Below are 14,993 nucleotides of genomic sequence, written 5' to 3' on the forward strand. Positions count from 1 at the left end.
GCCCGTGGAACGTACCGCCCCGAAAATCGAAGTAATCCCCGTCGCCCACTCGACCCGCCCACCGCTCGTCCCCACGCAACACCACCCACTGCCGTACCCATAGTGCCCGGGATGTCAGTGGGTCGTCCTAGGGTCAACAGACACAGGCAGGGCGTCTGTTCGTTGCGGAAAGGGGCGGCACATGGGCGACGACATTCAGTGGCTGGTGGGTGCTACGTCGAGCTCCGGATGGATGCTGGACGTCCACTTCGCCCGCGGCATCGGCGTCGAGGAACTGGCGCTCCGCCTGGGCGCTCCCCTCGGGGCGAGGGCGGAGCCGATGACCGACGCCGAGGTGGCTGATCTCGACATCGACGCCTACCCCGACCGCGGGCCGGGCAGCGCCGTGATCCGCGTCGGCGAGGACGCCGGCTGGGCGTTCGCCATCACGTACGGCCCCTACCTCGACCGGCTGGCGGAGGTCTCGCGGGACGGCGTGGAAGCCGTCCACTACCACTACAACTCGGAGCACCCGCCCACCACCGTCCTGTACGCGCGCGACGGCCGCACCGTCTGCGGATTCGGGCTCTGCGAGGAGAGTCACCGCTACGGGCACGAACCCGATCTGCTCCTGCCCGACCTCGTGGCCGCGGGGATCCTGCGCCCGGACGGAGACACCTACCGCGATCCCGGCATCGGCATCGATGACTACGAAGACCGCAAGCGCCTCGGCCTGGCAATCTTCGAGGAACGCTTCGGCCTCTCCCTGCCCCGCTCCGTACTCGCCGAAGACCCCCTCCCGGTGTACGCGATCATGGGTTCACCGGCCCCCGACTTCGAAGAGATCTCCGCGTGGGCCGCAGCCAACGGCAAACCCCTGCCCGACACACACCTGCGCCTGATCCCGGCCGGCCTGCGCAAGGAGTACGAGCGGGCCACCGACCCCGAGTGGTGGCAACGAGGGGCACACCACCTCACCGCACGCGTCGAGTGGAGCCCCCATGCATGAACTCACCCGCCCCCAAGCCCGCCGGATCGCCATCCAGGCCCAACTCCTCGACGCCCACCCCCCCACCGAACTCCACGCGGTCGTACGCCAGTTGACCCTGCTCCAGATCGACCCGATCGCAGCGATCGCCCCCAACGCCGACCTGGTCGCCTGGAGCCGCCTCGGCTCGTCGTACGCGCCGGACGAGCTGACGGCGGCGCTCAAGGACCGGACCCTCCTCGAACTCCGCGCGATGATCCGCCCGAGCGAGGACCTGGCGCTGTACCGCGCCGACATGGCCGTATGGGAAAGGGAGTCGAAGCACTATCGCGAGTGGGTCGTCGCCAACGACGCCTGCCGCCGCGACATCCTCGAACGGCTCGGTGGTCAAGGGCCGCTCACCTCAAGGGAGTTGCCCGACACGTGCGCGGTGCCGTGGAAGTCGTCGGGGTGGACGCACAACCGTAACGTCAGTCAGCTGCTGGAGCTGATGGTGCTGAGGGGGGAAGTCGCGATCGCGGGGCGCGCGGGGAGGGAGCGGCTGTGGGACCTGGCCGCACGCGTCTACCCGGACGAACCCGCCGTGCCGCTCGACGAAGCGCGCCGCCTGCGTAACGAACGGCGGCTGCACGCCCTCGGTATCGCCCGCGCCACCGGCACCGCACTCCCGGTCGAACCCGCTGTCGTCGGCGAGGCCGGCGAACCGGCCGTCGTGGAAGGGGTGAAGGGGGAGTGGCGGGTCGATCCGGCGTACCTGGAGCGGCCGTTCAGCGGGCGGGCCGCACTGCTCTCGCCGTTCGACCGGCTGATTCACGACCGGAAGCGCACCGCCGAACTCTTCGGCTACGACTACCAGTTGGAGATGTACAAGCCGGCCGAGAAGCGCCGCTGGGGTTACTTCGCCCTGCCGATTCTTTATGGTGACCGGCTCGTCGGGAAGCTGGACGCCACCGCCGACCGCAAGGCCGGCGTGCTCCTGGTGAACGCCGTCCATCAGGACGTGGAGTTCACCCGGAGCATCGCCGATGCCGTGGACGCCGAGATCGAGGATCTGGCGGTCTGGCTCAAGCTCAGGCGCTCTTGATCGCCGAGATGTCGAAGTTCAGCTTGATCTTCTCGGAGACGAGGACGCCACCGGTCTCCAGCGCCGCGTTCCAGGTGAGGCCGAACTCGGAGCGCAGGATCTCGGCCTTGCCCTCGAAGCCGACGCGCTCGTTGCCGAACGGGTCCTTCGCCGCGCCGTTGAACTCCAGGTCGATGGTGATCGGCTTGGTGGTGCCGAGGATCTCCAGGTCACCGGTGATGCGGTAGTCGTCGCCACCGAGGGACTCGGCGGAGGTGGAGCGGAAGGTCATCGTGGGGAACTCGTCCGTCTTGAAGAAGTCCGCGCTCTTGAGGTGACCGTCACGGTCCGGCGAGCCGGTGTCGATGCTCTCCATCTTGACGTCGAGGGACGCGGTGGACTTGGCCGGGTCACTGCCGTCCAGGTGCAGCGTGCCGGTGAAGTCGAGGAACTTGCCCTTGACGTTGGTGACCATCGCGTGGCGGGCGGTGAAGCCGAGCGTGGTGTGCGACGGGTCGATGCTGTAGTCGCCGGTCAGCGCGGCCAGGTCGGGGTTGACGGCGGCGGGGGCCGAGGTGGTGTCGGTCTCGTCGCTCTTGCGGCCGAAGATGCCCATGACGTGCTCCTAAAGGGGACGGGAGTGGTGCGGGGGTGATGCGGGGATGAATCTGTTGAACGTTCAACGATGCCAACACGAAGGACCGTAGACCTATTCCATTCAATTTTCAACATCATCCGCAGGGTGTTGCGCCAACTACTACGAGTACGCTCTCCTGGCGGTCCCGGCAACGCGAGAACCGCTCCGGGAATCACTCGCGAATCACTCCGGAGATGGCATCCGCCGCACATGAATGTGAGGTGGCTCTCAGCTGTCGGGTTTGTGTAACCCCTACAACCAGCATGCCCCGTGAGCAGTCGGAACGGCTGCATGCCGGTGAGGTTCTGTTCAGGGGTACCAGGAAAACGGTCCGGAGACTGTGCAGAGTCGACGGCGCCCTTTCCTCGGTCCCCTTCGTAGGGTCAGTACATGACCGTTTTGGATGAGGCGCCGGGTGAGCCGACTGACGCGCGTGGGCGAGTGGCCGAGCTGCACGAGATCCGTGCGCGGGCACTGGCCGGCCCGAGCGAGAAGGCGACCGAGGCGCAGCACGCCAAGGGGAAGCTGACCGGCCGGGAGCGCATCGACCTGCTCCTCGACCCCGGGTCCTTCCGCGAGGTCGAGCAGTTGCGCCGGCACCGCGCCGTGGGCTTCGGCCTGGAGGCCAAGAAGCCGTACACCGACGGTGTCATCACCGGCTGGGGCACGGTCGAGGGCCGCACGGTCTTCGTCTACGCGCACGACTTCCGGATCTTCGGCGGCGCGCTGGGCGAGGCCCACGCCACGAAGATCCACAAGATCATGGACATGGCCATCGCGGCCGGCGCCCCCCTGGTCTCCCTGAACGACGGTGCCGGTGCCCGTATCCAGGAAGGCGTCAGCGCCCTCGCCGGCTACGGCGGCATCTTCCAGCGCAACACCAAGGCCTCCGGTGTCATCCCGCAGATCAGCGTCATGCTCGGCCCGTGCGCCGGCGGCGCGGCCTACAGCCCGGCCCTCACCGACTTCGTCTTCATGGTCCGCGAGACCTCGCAGATGTTCATCACCGGCCCCGACGTCGTCAAGGCGGTCACCGGTGAGGAGATCAGCCAGAACGGCCTCGGCGGCGCCGATGTCCACGCCGAGACCTCCGGCGTCTGCCACTTCGCGTACGACGACGAGGAGACCTGCCTCGCCGAGGTGCGCTACCTCCTGTCGATGCTCCCGCAGAACAACCGCGAGAACCCGCCCCGCGCCGAGTCGAGCGACGAGGCCGAGCGCCGCTCGGAGATCCTGCTGGACCTGGTCCCGGCCGACGGCAACCGGCCGTACGACATGACCAAGGTCATCGAGGAGATCGTCGACGACGGCGACTACCTGGAGATCCACGAGCGCTGGGCCCGCAACATCATCTGCGCGCTGGCCCGCCTCGACGGCCAGGTCGTCGGCATCGTCGCCAACCAGCCGCAGACCCTCGCGGGCGTCCTGGACATCGAGGCCAGCGAAAAAGCTGCGCGCTTTGTCCAGATGTGTGACGCTTTTAACATTCCGATCGTTACGTTCCTGGACGTTCCGGGATTCCTTCCCGGCGTCGACCAGGAGCACGGCGGAATCATCCGGCACGGAGCGAAGCTGCTCTACGCGTACTGCAACGCCACCGTGCCGAGGATTTCGCTCATCCTGCGCAAGGCGTACGGAGGTGCCTACATCGTCATGGACAGCCAGTCCATCGGCGCCGACCTCACCTACGCCTGGCCCACCAACGAGATCGCCGTGATGGGCGCCGAAGGTGCCGCCAACGTCATCTTCCGCCGCCAGATCGCCGACGCCGAGGACCCCGAGGCGATGCGGACGCGCATGGTCAAGGAGTACAAGTCCGAGCTGATGCACCCGTACTACGCGGCTGAGCGCGGACTCGTCGACGACGTCATCGACCCCGCCGAGACCCGCGAAGTACTCATCAAGTCGCTAGCGATGCTGCACACCAAGCACGCCGACCTGCCCTCGCGTAAGCACGGCAACCCCCCGCAGTAACCCAGCGGACCCTCCGCGCCACCCGCGCGGAAACCTCAGCCACGGAGACTGAACCTATGAGCACCCCTGACATTCGTGTCGAGAAGGGCCACGCCGAGCCCGAGGAAGTCGCCGCCATCACGGCCATCCTCCTGGCCCGCGCGGCGGCCGCGCCTGCCGAAGCTCCGGCCCACCGTCCGCTTCCTAAGGCCGGCTGGCGTCGGCTGGAGCGCGAGGGTGGATTCCGGGCTCCGCACAGCTGGCACTGAGCACCGGTTCAACGCGCTTACTGCGGCCCCACTTTTCCTGCGGGAGGGTGGGGTCGTTGGCGTTTGCGGGTCAGGTGATGCTGAGGTTCTTGATCGGGAGGTCGAGGGCGGTGATGGGGTCGCCGTCAGGGGACCAGCAGGACCTGAGACTCAGAGAGTCGAGGGAACTGAGGTCGCGGTAGGCGCGGGAGTCAACAGGCACGTCACAGTCCTTCAGCGTGAGCTTCCGCAGTTCGGCCGGAAGGGGTTCACGTACTGTCAGCCATTCTGTCAAGTGCATGCCGCTGAGGGTGAGGTCGTGGAGCCCGGGCATGGCGGAGACGCTGCTCAGGCCACGCAGCGTGCACGTGCTCGCGGTCGACAGAAGAAGGTTCTCGACATCGGGGAAACTTCCCAAAGTGGTTAGGTCGCTGGACCCACTCAGCTTGTAAAGGTTTAGCCGGGACGTGGCCGGCCCAAGGCGCAGATTGTCGAGGCCGGCAGTTCCTCCGCGACCGAGCCCTAGGTGGAGGAGTTTCCCCAAGTTCTCCATGGATTCGAGGCCGTGCAGCTTTCCTCGCCCCTGGACCGTTAACCACTCCAGATGTGGGTGGGCCGTCAGCACCGAGAGGTCTCCTGGGCCACGGAGGTTGGTGACCAACAGACCCAACAGGGGTGGGAGCTGGTCCATAGCAGCGAGCGCCGGGAGCGGGTACTGGATCGACAGCGACGTGATGGACTTCAACCGGGTCACTGCACGCCACTGTTGGGAGTGCGTGAGACTTACGAGGTGTCCCACCAGCGGCAGCCCGCCCAGAACCTGCTCGCCGTAGGCGTCCGCATCGAAGTACGCCCACGCCTTGATGATTTCGTCGACGACGAAGTAGCGCCGATCCTCGGTGTACCCCACCATCAACGCCAACGCCTCCTTGCCGCCGACCATCGCCACGGTCCGCACTGTCTGTCTCGCGGCCTTCTCCGTCAGCTCGCCCAGCGAACGGGGCAACCGCCGCAGCAGGCTCGGACCCACAGCCGCCAGCGCCGGTGGGTCCGTGCGCCGGCGAGCCGGAAGCAGCGCCGACATCGCCTCGTCCAGCCGCCCCGCCAACTCGTCCGGAATCGTCGGTAACGTCTCCTGACAAGAAGCCGCGAGTAACCGCAACACCCGCGCATACCTGGGCTCAGCCTCCGCCCGATCCAGGATCCCGTCCAACAACTCCTGCCGCTGACGGGAGTTGGCATGCCCCGCAGCCATGATGATCGTCTCGCGCCACAGGTCCAGGTGGGCCCGTCCGACCAGGTTGCCGATCCGGTCCTCCTCCGTGGCCTCCTCGGCGGCAAGGTACTCCTGGAACGTCCGGTGGACGAAGTCGAGACGCCCCTCGACGGGGGAGCGGAGGATCCCGGAGCGGTCCCGCAACTGTTCCAGGACCCCGTGGCCGTCCTGTACCTCCAGGTGCCGCATCGCCGAGAGCTTGGCCGCGACGTGGACGGCGGCCTGGTCCAGGGCGATCTCGCTGCGGTTGTTGTCCGAGAGGCGCCAGGCCAGATCCCGCAGCACGACCAGCTTGTCGCCGAGGCTCAGCTTGCTGTTCAGCGCGCTCGGTACGTTCCGGTCGGCGTCTCGGTCGTGGACCAGGGTGTGCAGGGCGTTGCGGTACAACTCCATCCGGTCCCGGGGGAGTTGGCTGCCCCGGTTCAGGTGCATCGCGCAGAGCATCGCGGCCAGCAGCGGGGTGCCCGCCAGGGACTGGAGGTGGGCGCGGTCCTTGAGGCTGTTGAGCAGGGACTGTTCGTAACGCGGCAACTCGTCGACACCGCAGGGGAGTTCGTCGCCCAGTTCGCGGACGGCCTCGTGCCACTGCCGTACGAACGCGGCCAGGTCCGGGGGTGTCATCCGGTCCAGGTGGAGCGCGGTGAAGTCCTCCCGGCGCAGCCAGTCCGCCCCGGCGGCGGTCGGACGTGAGGTCACCACCACCCGTATGCCGCCGTACGTCGCGAGCAGCTTGCGCAGCCAGTCCCGTACCGATCGGCGTTCCGAGCCGAGCAGCTCGTCCACTCCGTCGACCAGCAACAGGACCTTGTTGTCCCGCAGTTGGCGTTCCACCCAGCCCCTGGGCATGATGCCGGTGATGTTCCCGGCGACACCGTCCAGCAGTTCCTCGGGCTTCTTGGGGAGCGAACGGCCGCTGTACTCGCGGAGCTTGACGAAGACGGGCGTGAGGCCGTTCCAGTCGGCGAGTTCGGCGGTGAAGGCGCCCCGGGCCGCCGTGATCGCCAGCCAGCGGAGCAGTGTGGTCTTGCCGGAGCCGGCCTCGCCGCGCAGCAGGACCCTGGACGCCCCACCTAGCGCCGACTCCACCCGCATGCCGGAACTCTCCGTCCCGGACTCCTCCCAGCCGCTCAGGTCCGGCCTGAGGGGCAGTGCGCGGGCCGTGCGGCGGCGGGTGCCGTCGTCCCCGGTGGCGCGCAGGCTGACGTAGGCCACCGACAGCCGGACCTGAGCGGCCGCGCGGTCGGACGTACGGCGGAACAGTTCCACCTCGTCGAGGGTGTTGCTGACCAACTCCATGTACCAGCGGCGGAATTCCTGGTCCTGGTCGGTGCCGTCCGGGGCGAACAGGGAGCGGTCGGGGAGGCGTTCGAGGACGCGGGCGACCCGGTCGCTCAACGAGCTGGTGCGGGCCAGGAGTTCGGCCAGGGTCCGCTCCTCGAAGACCGGGAGGGTCCGCACGATGCTGACGTAGTACTCGCAGCACTCGCTGAAGAGGAGTTCGTAGAGGCGCGTCTCGGGTTCGTTCAGGCCGACCGGTGGGTTCACCGATGCCGTGATGCGGCGGATCAGTTCGGCCGGCTGCGCGTCGGCCGCCAGGACCGCCTCGTCGGAGAGGTCGGCGCGGGCGAAGGTGTCGCACACGCCGTTGAGCGCCGCCTCGCGGCCGCTCTCGTCCAGGCCGCGGAACTCCTGGGCCAGGAACGGCTCGATCCGCGCGGCCACCGTGTCGGCCATCTCCTCGAACTGGCGCTGGACGCTGCGCTGTTGGCGCAGGCCCGACACCCGCAGCCGTACCAGATCGTCCATCGGCAGCCGGCGCTCCTGCTCGCGCCGCTTGCCTCCCAGCCACGTCTGCGCCGCCGCCTTCACCACGGTCGTCCCCAGACGCAGTGCCGCCGCCTCCGCGCTCATCCCGTCCCCCTTGCCGAACCGAAGAGCGTTCATTGTGGCAGGGGGGTACGACAAAGGGGCCTACTCCAGACGGAGTTGGCCCCTTGACGTCGAAATGCCGCGTGCTACCGCAGGCGGGCCATGAGCGCGTGCTCGACCAGCGTGATCAGCGCCGACTTGGCGTCCGCGCGGTGGCGGGCGTCCGTCGTGATGATCGGCGCGTCCGGACCGATCTGCAGGGCCTCGCGGACCTCGTCCGGGTTGTACGGCTGCTGGCCGTCGAAGCCGTTGAGGGCGATGACGAAGGGGAGACCCGAGTTCTCGAAGTAGTCGACCGCGGGGAAGCAGTCGGCGAGACGACGGGTGTCCACCAGCACGATCGCGCCGATCGCGCCGCGCACCAGGTCGTCCCACATGAACCAGAAGCGGTCCTGACCCGGCGTACCGAAGAGGTACAGGATCAGGTCCTGGTCCAGGGTGATACGGCCGAAGTCCATCGCGACCGTCGTGGTCGTCTTGTCTCCGGTGTGGGTGAGGTCGTCGATGCCCGCGGACGCGGACGTCATCACAGCCTCGGTACGCAGCGGGTTGATCTCCGAGACGGCCCCGACGAACGTGGTCTTGCCCACGCCGAAGCCACCCGCCACCACGATCTTCGCCGAGGTGGTGGAGCGGGAAGGCCCTCCGCTAGAGCTTGCGAAGTCCACTGAGCACCCTTTCGAGCAGTGTCACATCTGGCTGGCCGCCGGCGTTCTCGTCGCCGCCGGGTTGATGGATGGCGACCAGGCCCGCCTCCGCCAAGTCGGCGACGAGGATCCTGGCCACACCGAGAGGGATCGTCAGGAGGGCCGAGATCTCGGCCACCGACTTGATCTCCCGGCAGAGGTTGCAGATCCGCTGATGCTCGGGCAACTGGCCCTGCATCTGGTGCGGCTGCGCGGTGGTGTGCACCAGCGCCTCGATGGCGAGCTGGTAGCGGGGGCGGGTCCGGCCGCCGGTCATGGCGTACGGACGCACCAAGGGGTTGCTCGTCGACCCGGCGGGTGCCGACTCGGGGGAGCGCCGATGGGGCTGCACAGGCTGGATGCGCGGCGCCGGCGGCTGGTCGTACGGGGACGGGCCGGGACCCTGCGGGCCCTGGGGGTACTGCGGGCGGCGCGGGGACGGCGAGGAGGGGAAGTTGTACCGGTTCTGGGAACCGTCGCCCTGCCCCTGGCCGGGGCCGTACGACCAGTTGCCCGAAGACGAACCGCCTGGGGGTGTTGCCACTTTCTCCTCCTCCGACTGTGCCGGGCACCCATCAATGTGGAGCCGCGTCCCGAAACCTTATGGCCTCGGGACGCCAAAACGCACCGTCCGTCTGTTAGTTGAGAAGGCTCCCCTGGAGCTCTGCTCGAAGGTCCGGGGTCAGGACCGTGCCCGCACGGTCCACCAGAAGGGCCATCTCGTACCCAATGAGGCCGATGTCCGCCTCGGGGTGCGCGAGAACCGCGAGCGAGGAACCATCGGATACGGACATGAGGAAGAGGAATCCCCGCTCCATCTCCACAACCGTCTGGTTCACGGCGCCGCCCTCGAAGATGCGGGACGCGCCCGCGGTCAGCGAGGTCAGACCCGACGCGACGGCCGCCAACTGATCGGCACGGTCACGCGGGAAGCCGTCGGACATCGCCAGAAGGAGTCCGTCGGCGGAGACCACCACCGTGTGGGACACCCCAGGGGTGTTGTCCACGAAGTTGGTGATCAACCAGTTCAGGTTCTGCGCCGCCTGGCTCATCGGGCTCACACTAACGCTCCTGGTTGTAGGTGCTGTCGGAGCCGAAGCCCCGGCCGTTCGTTTCACTGCCTTCGCTGCGTCCCCGTTGGACCCCGCGGCGCAGGTTGCTGAGCCTGCCCCGGATGTCCTCGGGAGCGCGGGAGACCTGGGGGCCGCCCTGCGGGGTGCTCTCGGCGGTGCCCTCGACCAGGTTGGCCTTGGGTACCCGCCGCGGCAGGCCGGAGGAGGTGACCCCGCCCGCCTTCGGCTTCTTCAGCGCCGACGCCTGCTGCCAGCGCTCGTCGTTCGCCGACCGCCAGTCCACGGCACCGGTGCCGCCGTTCGCCGTGCCGAAGACATCGACCTTGCTCTCCGGCGCCGCTGAGGCCGACTGCGCGGGCTGCGAACCGTTCGTACTCGTACCGTTCGCGGCCGAACCGCGGCGCGGAAGTCCGGCGTCGGTCAGCGCGTGGACGGCGGAGGGAGCCGGTCCCGGACGCTCGAAGCCTACGTGGTCCCGCTCACTCACGTCAGCGGCCTGCGTGGACTCCGCTTCCGGAGCGTACTGGTCCGGGTACCCGTTGCGGTAACCGTCCTGCTGCGGCCAGTCGTCCTGGTAGGACTGCTCTTCGAAGCCCGAGAACGTCTCCGACCCCGTGGGGTGCTGTGACGCGCGCTCGTCCTGCGCCGGCTCCGCGTAACCCGGCTCCGGGTAACCGCCGTTCGACGGGAAGGAGTCGGCCTGCTGCGGTGCCCCGCCGTTCGGCGGGAAGTACTGCTCGTCGTACGAGGGCTGGCGCGGCTCGTCGTACGACGTCTGCTGCTGCTCCTCGTACGCCGGCCGGCCGGTGAACCCGGTCGGCTGGTCCTGGTAGCCCTGCTGGCCGTTGCCGTACGGCTGCTGCTGCGGGGCGTCGAACTCGTTGAACTCCGCGTACTCGCCCGCTTCGAGCTCCTGGCCCGGCTTCTGGGACTCCAGGGCCGCGCGGCGCTCCTCGCGCATCAGCGAGCGGCCCACCGGGTCCAGCTCGCGGATGTCGTCCGGCACCTCGGAGTAGCGGGTGTCGTCGAAGCCCAGCTCGGCGGCCGTGCGCAGCGGGGCGTGGTTGAAGTCCTCGCCCTGGAACTGCTGCTGCGGCTGCTCCGGCATGATCTGCGAGACGGTGAACTCGTCGCGCTGGAGCTGCGACTCACCACCGCCACCGTGCGTGATCGCGTCCGGCAGCATGACCAGCGAGGTCGTGCCGGCCTGCTCGCCCGAGGGGCGGAGCTGGACGCGGATGCCGTGCCGGTCGGAGAGGCGGCCGACCACGAACAGGCCCATGCGCTGGGAGATCGCGACGTCCACGGTCGGCGGGTTGGCCAGCTTGTGGTTGATGTCCGCGAAGTCCTCGGCGGTGAGGCCGATGCCCTTGTCGTGGATCTCGATCATGACCCGGCCGTCGGGGAGCCGGGTGGCCGTGACGCGGACCTTGGTCTGCGGGGAGGAGAACGTCGTCGCGTTCTCCAGCAGCTCGGCGAGCAGGTGCACGAGGTCGGTCACGGCGCGACCGTGGATCTCGGCCTCCGGGACGCCCGACAGCTCGATGCGCTCGTACTGCTCCACCTCGGATGAGGCGGCGCGCAGCACGTCGACCAGCGGGACCGGCTGGTCCCAGCGGCGGCCGGGCTCCTCGCCGGCGAGGACCAGGAGGTTCTCGCCGTTGCGGCGCATACGGGTCGCGAGGTGGTCCAGGCGGAAGAGGTTCTCCAGCTGGTCCGGGTCGGCCTCGTTGTTCTCCAGCTCGGTGATCAGGGTCAGCTGGCCCTCGATCAGCGACTGGTTGCGGCGCGACAGGTTGGTGAAGATCGCGTTGATGTTGCCCCGCAGGAGGGCCTGCTCGGCGGCCAGTCGTACGGCTTCGCGGTGGACCTGGTCGAAGGCTCTGGCGACTTCGCCGATCTCGTCGGTCGTGGTGATCGGGATCGGCGAGATCCGGGTGTCCACCCGGCCGGGGTCGGTGCGCGAGAGCTGGTCGACCAGCATCGGCAGCCGCTGCTCGGCGATGCCGAAGGCGGCGTTGCGCAGCTGGCGCATCGCGCGGCTCATCTGCCGGGCGACGGCACCGGCCAGGATGAAGGCGAGGAGCAGGGCGACGACGACGGCGGCACCGGTGATGATGGCGTCCCGCTTGGCGGTGTCGGCGATGTCCGACGCCTCGCTCACCGCGGTGTCGGCCTTGTCCTCCTCGATCTTGCGGTACGCCTCGTACTTGAGGGTCGTGCCCGCCCACCAGTTCTGCGCGGTGATGCCCTTCTCGGCGAGAGCCGCGCGCGCCGAGGCGTCCGTGGTCTGCAGCTGGGACATCGCCGTGATCATGTCGATCGGGTTGGCCGGCGGCGGTACGTACGTCTCGTTCGCGGCCTTCGCCTGCGCGGCGGCCTGCTTGACCATGGTCGCGCCGTCGGTCTTGACCTTCGCCATGGCCGTGTTCAGCTTCGCGATGTCCGCGTCGGTACCACCGGCCTGGTACTCCTGGATGGCGATGCCCTCCAGGTACGCGTACGAGGTGATGGCGGTGCGCTGGGTGGCCAGGCTGCCCTGGCCGGGGCCCGGCTTCACCAGCAGGTGCATGCCGATGGAACGCTCCAGGGAGAGCGCGCCCTTGGCGAGTGCGATGGCGTAGACCGAGCGGCCGTAGCTGGTGATGTTGCCGGTGCCGAGGCCCAGTTCGTTCGAGAACTCCAGGAGCGGGTGCTCCAGGTTCACGTAGGCCTCTTCGGTCTGCACGCCCGTGAACTTGGTGGTGTACGCGGCGGCCCGGATGGACGTCAGCTGCGGCTCCACCTTGCGGAAGCGGCTGAGCCGGCGCTCCAGGCCCGACTGGTCCGGCATGTTCTGCGCGGCCTTGTCGAAGGTGTCCGCGGCGTCGTCCGTGGCCTTGCGGGCGGCGACGACCGTCGGGTCCTTCACGCCCTTGCCCAGCAGCAGCGGTGCGGCGGTCGTGTCACGCTCGTTGGTGATCGCGTTGCTGTAGGTCAGGGCCGCCTGCACCAGGCGGGCGGTCTTCTCCGCGTCCTCCGCGTTCTGCCAGGTGTCGATCGAGCTCCTCACCTGGAAGCCGCCCATGACGAGGCCGACCACCACGGGTATGAGCAGAATCGCGTTCAGCTTGGTCGGCACCCGCCAGTTGCGGGCGGAGAAACGGCCGCCGCTCGGAGCCGGCAGTGCCGTGGGCTCCGAGCCTGGCACAGGGGCGGGCGCCGCTCCGCGCGGCGGCGGGGTGAAGTTGCCCCGGGCCGACGGCTCGGGACCGTTCTTGCTTCGCCTCACTCGACCAACAACCTTCCGGCGGTCGGCACCTATCGTCGTGCCGCAGTGTCTCAAGCCCGTCAACGACCTCTGCCTATCAGTACGTCGTTGACTATTGGGCAGTTCACGCATTCCAGCACGTCAGCATGCGCGATTCCAAACAGTCGGAACCGCGGATTCCGAGTGATGTAAGCCCCAGATAAAACGGTCATAAAGAGCGAGCCCCGCCAAAAGACGGGGCTTTGCTAGCGCAGTGGCACCGGATGACCGCGACGCGTTGCGGTACCACCCGATTCCTCTGCCGAAACGTTATGAACACCGGGGCCGACCGTGTCAAAGGCCACAGCCGGCTCCGGGGCGTCTACGACAACTGCCGTATGGCGCTGCCGACTTGAGAACTGCATACAGAGGCCCGCCGAAAGCTACCGCAGCCGGGCCATGAGCGCGTGCTCGACCAGCGTGATCAGCGCACTCTTGGCGTCCGAGCGGTGGCGGGCGTCCGTCGTGATGATCGGCGCGTCCGGACCGATCTGCAACGCCTCGCGTACCTCTTCGGGGTTGTACGGCTGGTGGCCGTCGAACCCGTTGAGGGCGATGACGAAGGGCAGCCCGCTGTTCTCGAAGTAGTCGACCGCGGGGAAGCAGTCGGCGAGACGGCGGGTGTCGACCAGGACGACGGCGCCGATCGCGCCGCGCACCAGGTCGTCCCACATGAACCAGAAGCGGTCCTGACCCGGCGTACCGAAGAGGTACAGGATCAGGTCCTGGTCCAGGGTGATGCGTCCGAAGTCCATGGCCACCGTGGTGGTGGTCTTGTCCCCGGTGTGGGTGAGGTCGTCGATGCCCGCGGACGCGGACGTCATGACGGCCTCCGTGCGCAGCGGGTTGATCTCCGAGACGGCACCCACGAACGTGGTCTTGCCGACGCCGAAGCCACCCGCCACCACGATCTTCGCGGAGGTGGTCGCCCGCCCTCCGTCAGAGCTTGCGAAGTCCACTGAGCACCCTTTCGAGCAGCGTCACGTCCGGTGCGCCGCCGTTGTTCTCGTCGCCGCCCGGCTGGTGGATGGCCACCAGTCCGGCCTCGGCGAGGTCCGCGACGAGGATCCTGGCCACACCGAGGGGCATGGCGAGGAGTGCCGACACCTCCGCGACCGACTTGACCTCGCGGCACAGGTGGCAGATGCGCTGGTGCTCAGGGAGCAGTCCCATCAGCGCTGCCGGGTCGGCCGTGGTGCTGATCAGCGCCTCGATGGCGAGCTGGTAGCGCGGCCGGGTCCGGCCGCCGGTCATCGCGTACGGACGGACCAGCGGCTGGTCGCCCTCGTCCCCGTACGGCTCGGCGTACGGGTCGTGAGAGGCGGTGGGCGGGGTCATGAATCCTCCGGGCGGGACAGCAAGTCGGTCGGGCTAGCCGTCTGACAGGGCCGGTGGGGGGATTGTGGCGGCCGGACGGTGATTTGGTGAGACGGGTGGTGCCGGGGCCGGTCAGTGAAGCAGACTGCCCTGGAGTTCGGCGCGCAGGTCCGGTGTGAGGACCGCCCCCGCACGATCGACGAGCAGTGCCATCTCGTAGCCGACGAGACCGATGTCGCACTCGGGGTGCGCGAGCACTGCCAGGGACGAGCCGTCCGAGACGGACATGAGGAAGAGGAATCCCCGTTCCATCTCCACGACCGTCTGTGCCACGTCGCCGCCCTCGAAGATCCGGGATGCCCCGGCCGTCAGCGAGGTGAGCCCGGAGGCCACGGCCGCGAGCTGGTCGGCGCGGTCGCGCGGGAACCCTTCCGACATGGCCAGAAGGAGTCCGTCGGCAGACACGACGACGGTGTGGGACACCCCGGGGGTGTTGTCCACGAAGTTGGTTATCAACCAGTTGAGGTTCTGTGCCGCCTGGCTCATCTGGCTCAA

13 protein-coding genes are annotated in these 14,993 nt (G+C 68.4%); 4 read left to right on the forward strand and 9 right to left on the reverse strand.

Annotated features, from left to right (window positions below; translation table 11 throughout):
• Window positions 1-181 precede the first annotated feature (181 nt).
• Window positions 182-988: a DUF6461 domain-containing protein gene (locus OG496_RS38840; protein WP_405974195.1), complete on the forward strand. Its 807-nt coding sequence runs from the start codon at window positions 182-184 to the stop codon at window positions 986-988.
• Window positions 981-2,051 (forward strand): DNA glycosylase AlkZ-like family protein, encoded by a 1,071-nt coding sequence (locus tag OG496_RS38845; protein WP_405974196.1) that lies wholly within the window; start codon window positions 981-983, stop codon window positions 2,049-2,051. The genes OG496_RS38840 and OG496_RS38845 overlap by 8 nt, the downstream gene beginning before the upstream one ends.
• On the opposite strand, the gene OG496_RS38850 is transcribed toward OG496_RS38845, so the two are convergent.
• Complete coding sequence (locus tag OG496_RS38850; RefSeq protein ID WP_366490144.1) at window positions 2,038-2,646, reverse strand: YceI family protein; 609 nt, start codon at window positions 2,644-2,646, stop codon at window positions 2,038-2,040. The genes OG496_RS38845 and OG496_RS38850 overlap by 14 nt on opposite strands.
• Window positions 2,647-3,057: 411 nt before the next feature.
• Between OG496_RS38850 and OG496_RS38855 the strand changes: the two genes are divergently transcribed.
• Together OG496_RS38855 and OG496_RS38860 are read left to right on the forward strand one after the other, a co-directional pair.
• Window positions 3,058-4,641: an acyl-CoA carboxylase subunit beta gene (locus OG496_RS38855; RefSeq protein WP_366490145.1), complete on the forward strand. Its 1,584-nt coding sequence runs from the start codon at window positions 3,058-3,060 to the stop codon at window positions 4,639-4,641.
• A 56-nt stretch (window positions 4,642-4,697) separates the two neighbouring features.
• Entirely contained in the window at window positions 4,698-4,889 is a 192-nt protein-coding gene (locus tag OG496_RS38860) for an acyl-CoA carboxylase subunit epsilon (protein WP_078652542.1), read from the forward strand.
• A 70-nt stretch (window positions 4,890-4,959) separates the two neighbouring features.
• Here OG496_RS38860 and OG496_RS38865 read toward each other — a convergent pair whose 3' ends face one another.
• The 8 genes from OG496_RS38865 to OG496_RS38900 all read right to left on the reverse strand — a co-directional run bounded on the left by OG496_RS38865 (window position 4,960) and on the right by OG496_RS38900 (window position 14,984).
• Complete coding sequence (locus OG496_RS38865) at window positions 4,960-8,088, reverse strand: NACHT domain-containing protein (protein WP_405974197.1); 3,129 nt, start codon at window positions 8,086-8,088, stop codon at window positions 4,960-4,962.
• A 71-nt stretch (window positions 8,089-8,159) separates the two neighbouring features.
• Entirely contained in the window at window positions 8,160-8,741 is a 582-nt protein-coding gene (locus tag OG496_RS38870; RefSeq protein WP_100572095.1) for an ATP/GTP-binding protein, read from the reverse strand.
• A complete protein-coding gene (locus OG496_RS38875; protein ID WP_366490149.1) occupies window positions 8,722-9,303 on the reverse strand; it encodes a DUF742 domain-containing protein in 582 nt (193 codons plus the stop codon). Before OG496_RS38875 ends, OG496_RS38870 begins: the two co-directional genes overlap by 20 nt.
• A gap of 94 nt (window positions 9,304-9,397) precedes the next feature.
• Window positions 9,398-9,811, reverse strand: coding sequence for a roadblock/LC7 domain-containing protein (locus tag OG496_RS38880; protein WP_019058640.1), 414 nt, complete (start codon window positions 9,809-9,811; stop codon window positions 9,398-9,400).
• 10 nt (window positions 9,812-9,821) lie between these two features.
• Window positions 9,822-13,103, reverse strand: coding sequence for a nitrate- and nitrite sensing domain-containing protein (locus tag OG496_RS38885; RefSeq protein ID WP_405974198.1), 3,282 nt, complete (start codon window positions 13,101-13,103; stop codon window positions 9,822-9,824).
• Window positions 13,104-13,504: 401 nt separating this feature from the next.
• Window positions 13,505-14,080 carry an ATP/GTP-binding protein gene (locus OG496_RS38890; protein ID WP_006375318.1) on the reverse strand — a complete coding sequence of 192 codons (576 nt, stop codon included), beginning with the start codon at window positions 14,078-14,080 and terminating at the stop codon, window positions 13,505-13,507.
• Window positions 14,061-14,459: a DUF742 domain-containing protein gene (locus OG496_RS38895; protein ID WP_019058642.1), complete on the reverse strand. Its 399-nt coding sequence runs from the start codon at window positions 14,457-14,459 to the stop codon at window positions 14,061-14,063. Before OG496_RS38895 ends, OG496_RS38890 begins: the two co-directional genes overlap by 20 nt.
• A 111-nt stretch (window positions 14,460-14,570) precedes the next feature.
• Window positions 14,571-14,984 carry a roadblock/LC7 domain-containing protein gene (locus tag OG496_RS38900; RefSeq protein ID WP_005479910.1) on the reverse strand — a complete coding sequence of 138 codons (414 nt, stop codon included), beginning with the start codon at window positions 14,982-14,984 and terminating at the stop codon, window positions 14,571-14,573.
• Between the last annotated feature and the right edge of the window lie 9 nt (window positions 14,985-14,993).

The sequence above is a fragment of the Streptomyces sp. NBC_00988 genome, assembly GCF_045162645.1.
GTDB lineage: Bacteria > Actinomycetota > Actinomycetes > Streptomycetales > Streptomycetaceae > Streptomyces.

Coding starts and splice junctions, on each gene's coding strand:
- OG496_RS38840 (WP_405974195.1), top strand. CDS start 182: ATGGGCGACGACATTCAGTGGCTGGTGGGTGCTACGTCGAGCTCCGGA.
- OG496_RS38845 (WP_405974196.1), top strand. CDS start 981: ATGCATGAACTCACCCGCCCCCAAGCCCGCCGGATCGCCATCCAGGCC.
- OG496_RS38850 (WP_366490144.1), bottom strand. CDS start 2,646: ATGGGCATCTTCGGCCGCAAGAGCGACGAGACCGACACCACCTCGGCC.
- OG496_RS38855 (WP_366490145.1), top strand. CDS start 3,058: ATGACCGTTTTGGATGAGGCGCCGGGTGAGCCGACTGACGCGCGTGGG.
- OG496_RS38860 (WP_078652542.1), top strand. CDS start 4,698: ATGAGCACCCCTGACATTCGTGTCGAGAAGGGCCACGCCGAGCCCGAG.
- OG496_RS38865 (WP_405974197.1), bottom strand. CDS start 8,088: ATGAACGCTCTTCGGTTCGGCAAGGGGGACGGGATGAGCGCGGAGGCG.
- OG496_RS38880 (WP_019058640.1), bottom strand. CDS start 9,811: ATGAGCCAGGCGGCGCAGAACCTGAACTGGTTGATCACCAACTTCGTG.
- OG496_RS38895 (WP_019058642.1), bottom strand. CDS start 14,459: ATGACCCCGCCCACCGCCTCTCACGACCCGTACGCCGAGCCGTACGGG.
- OG496_RS38900 (WP_005479910.1), bottom strand. CDS start 14,984: ATGAGCCAGGCGGCACAGAACCTCAACTGGTTGATAACCAACTTCGTG.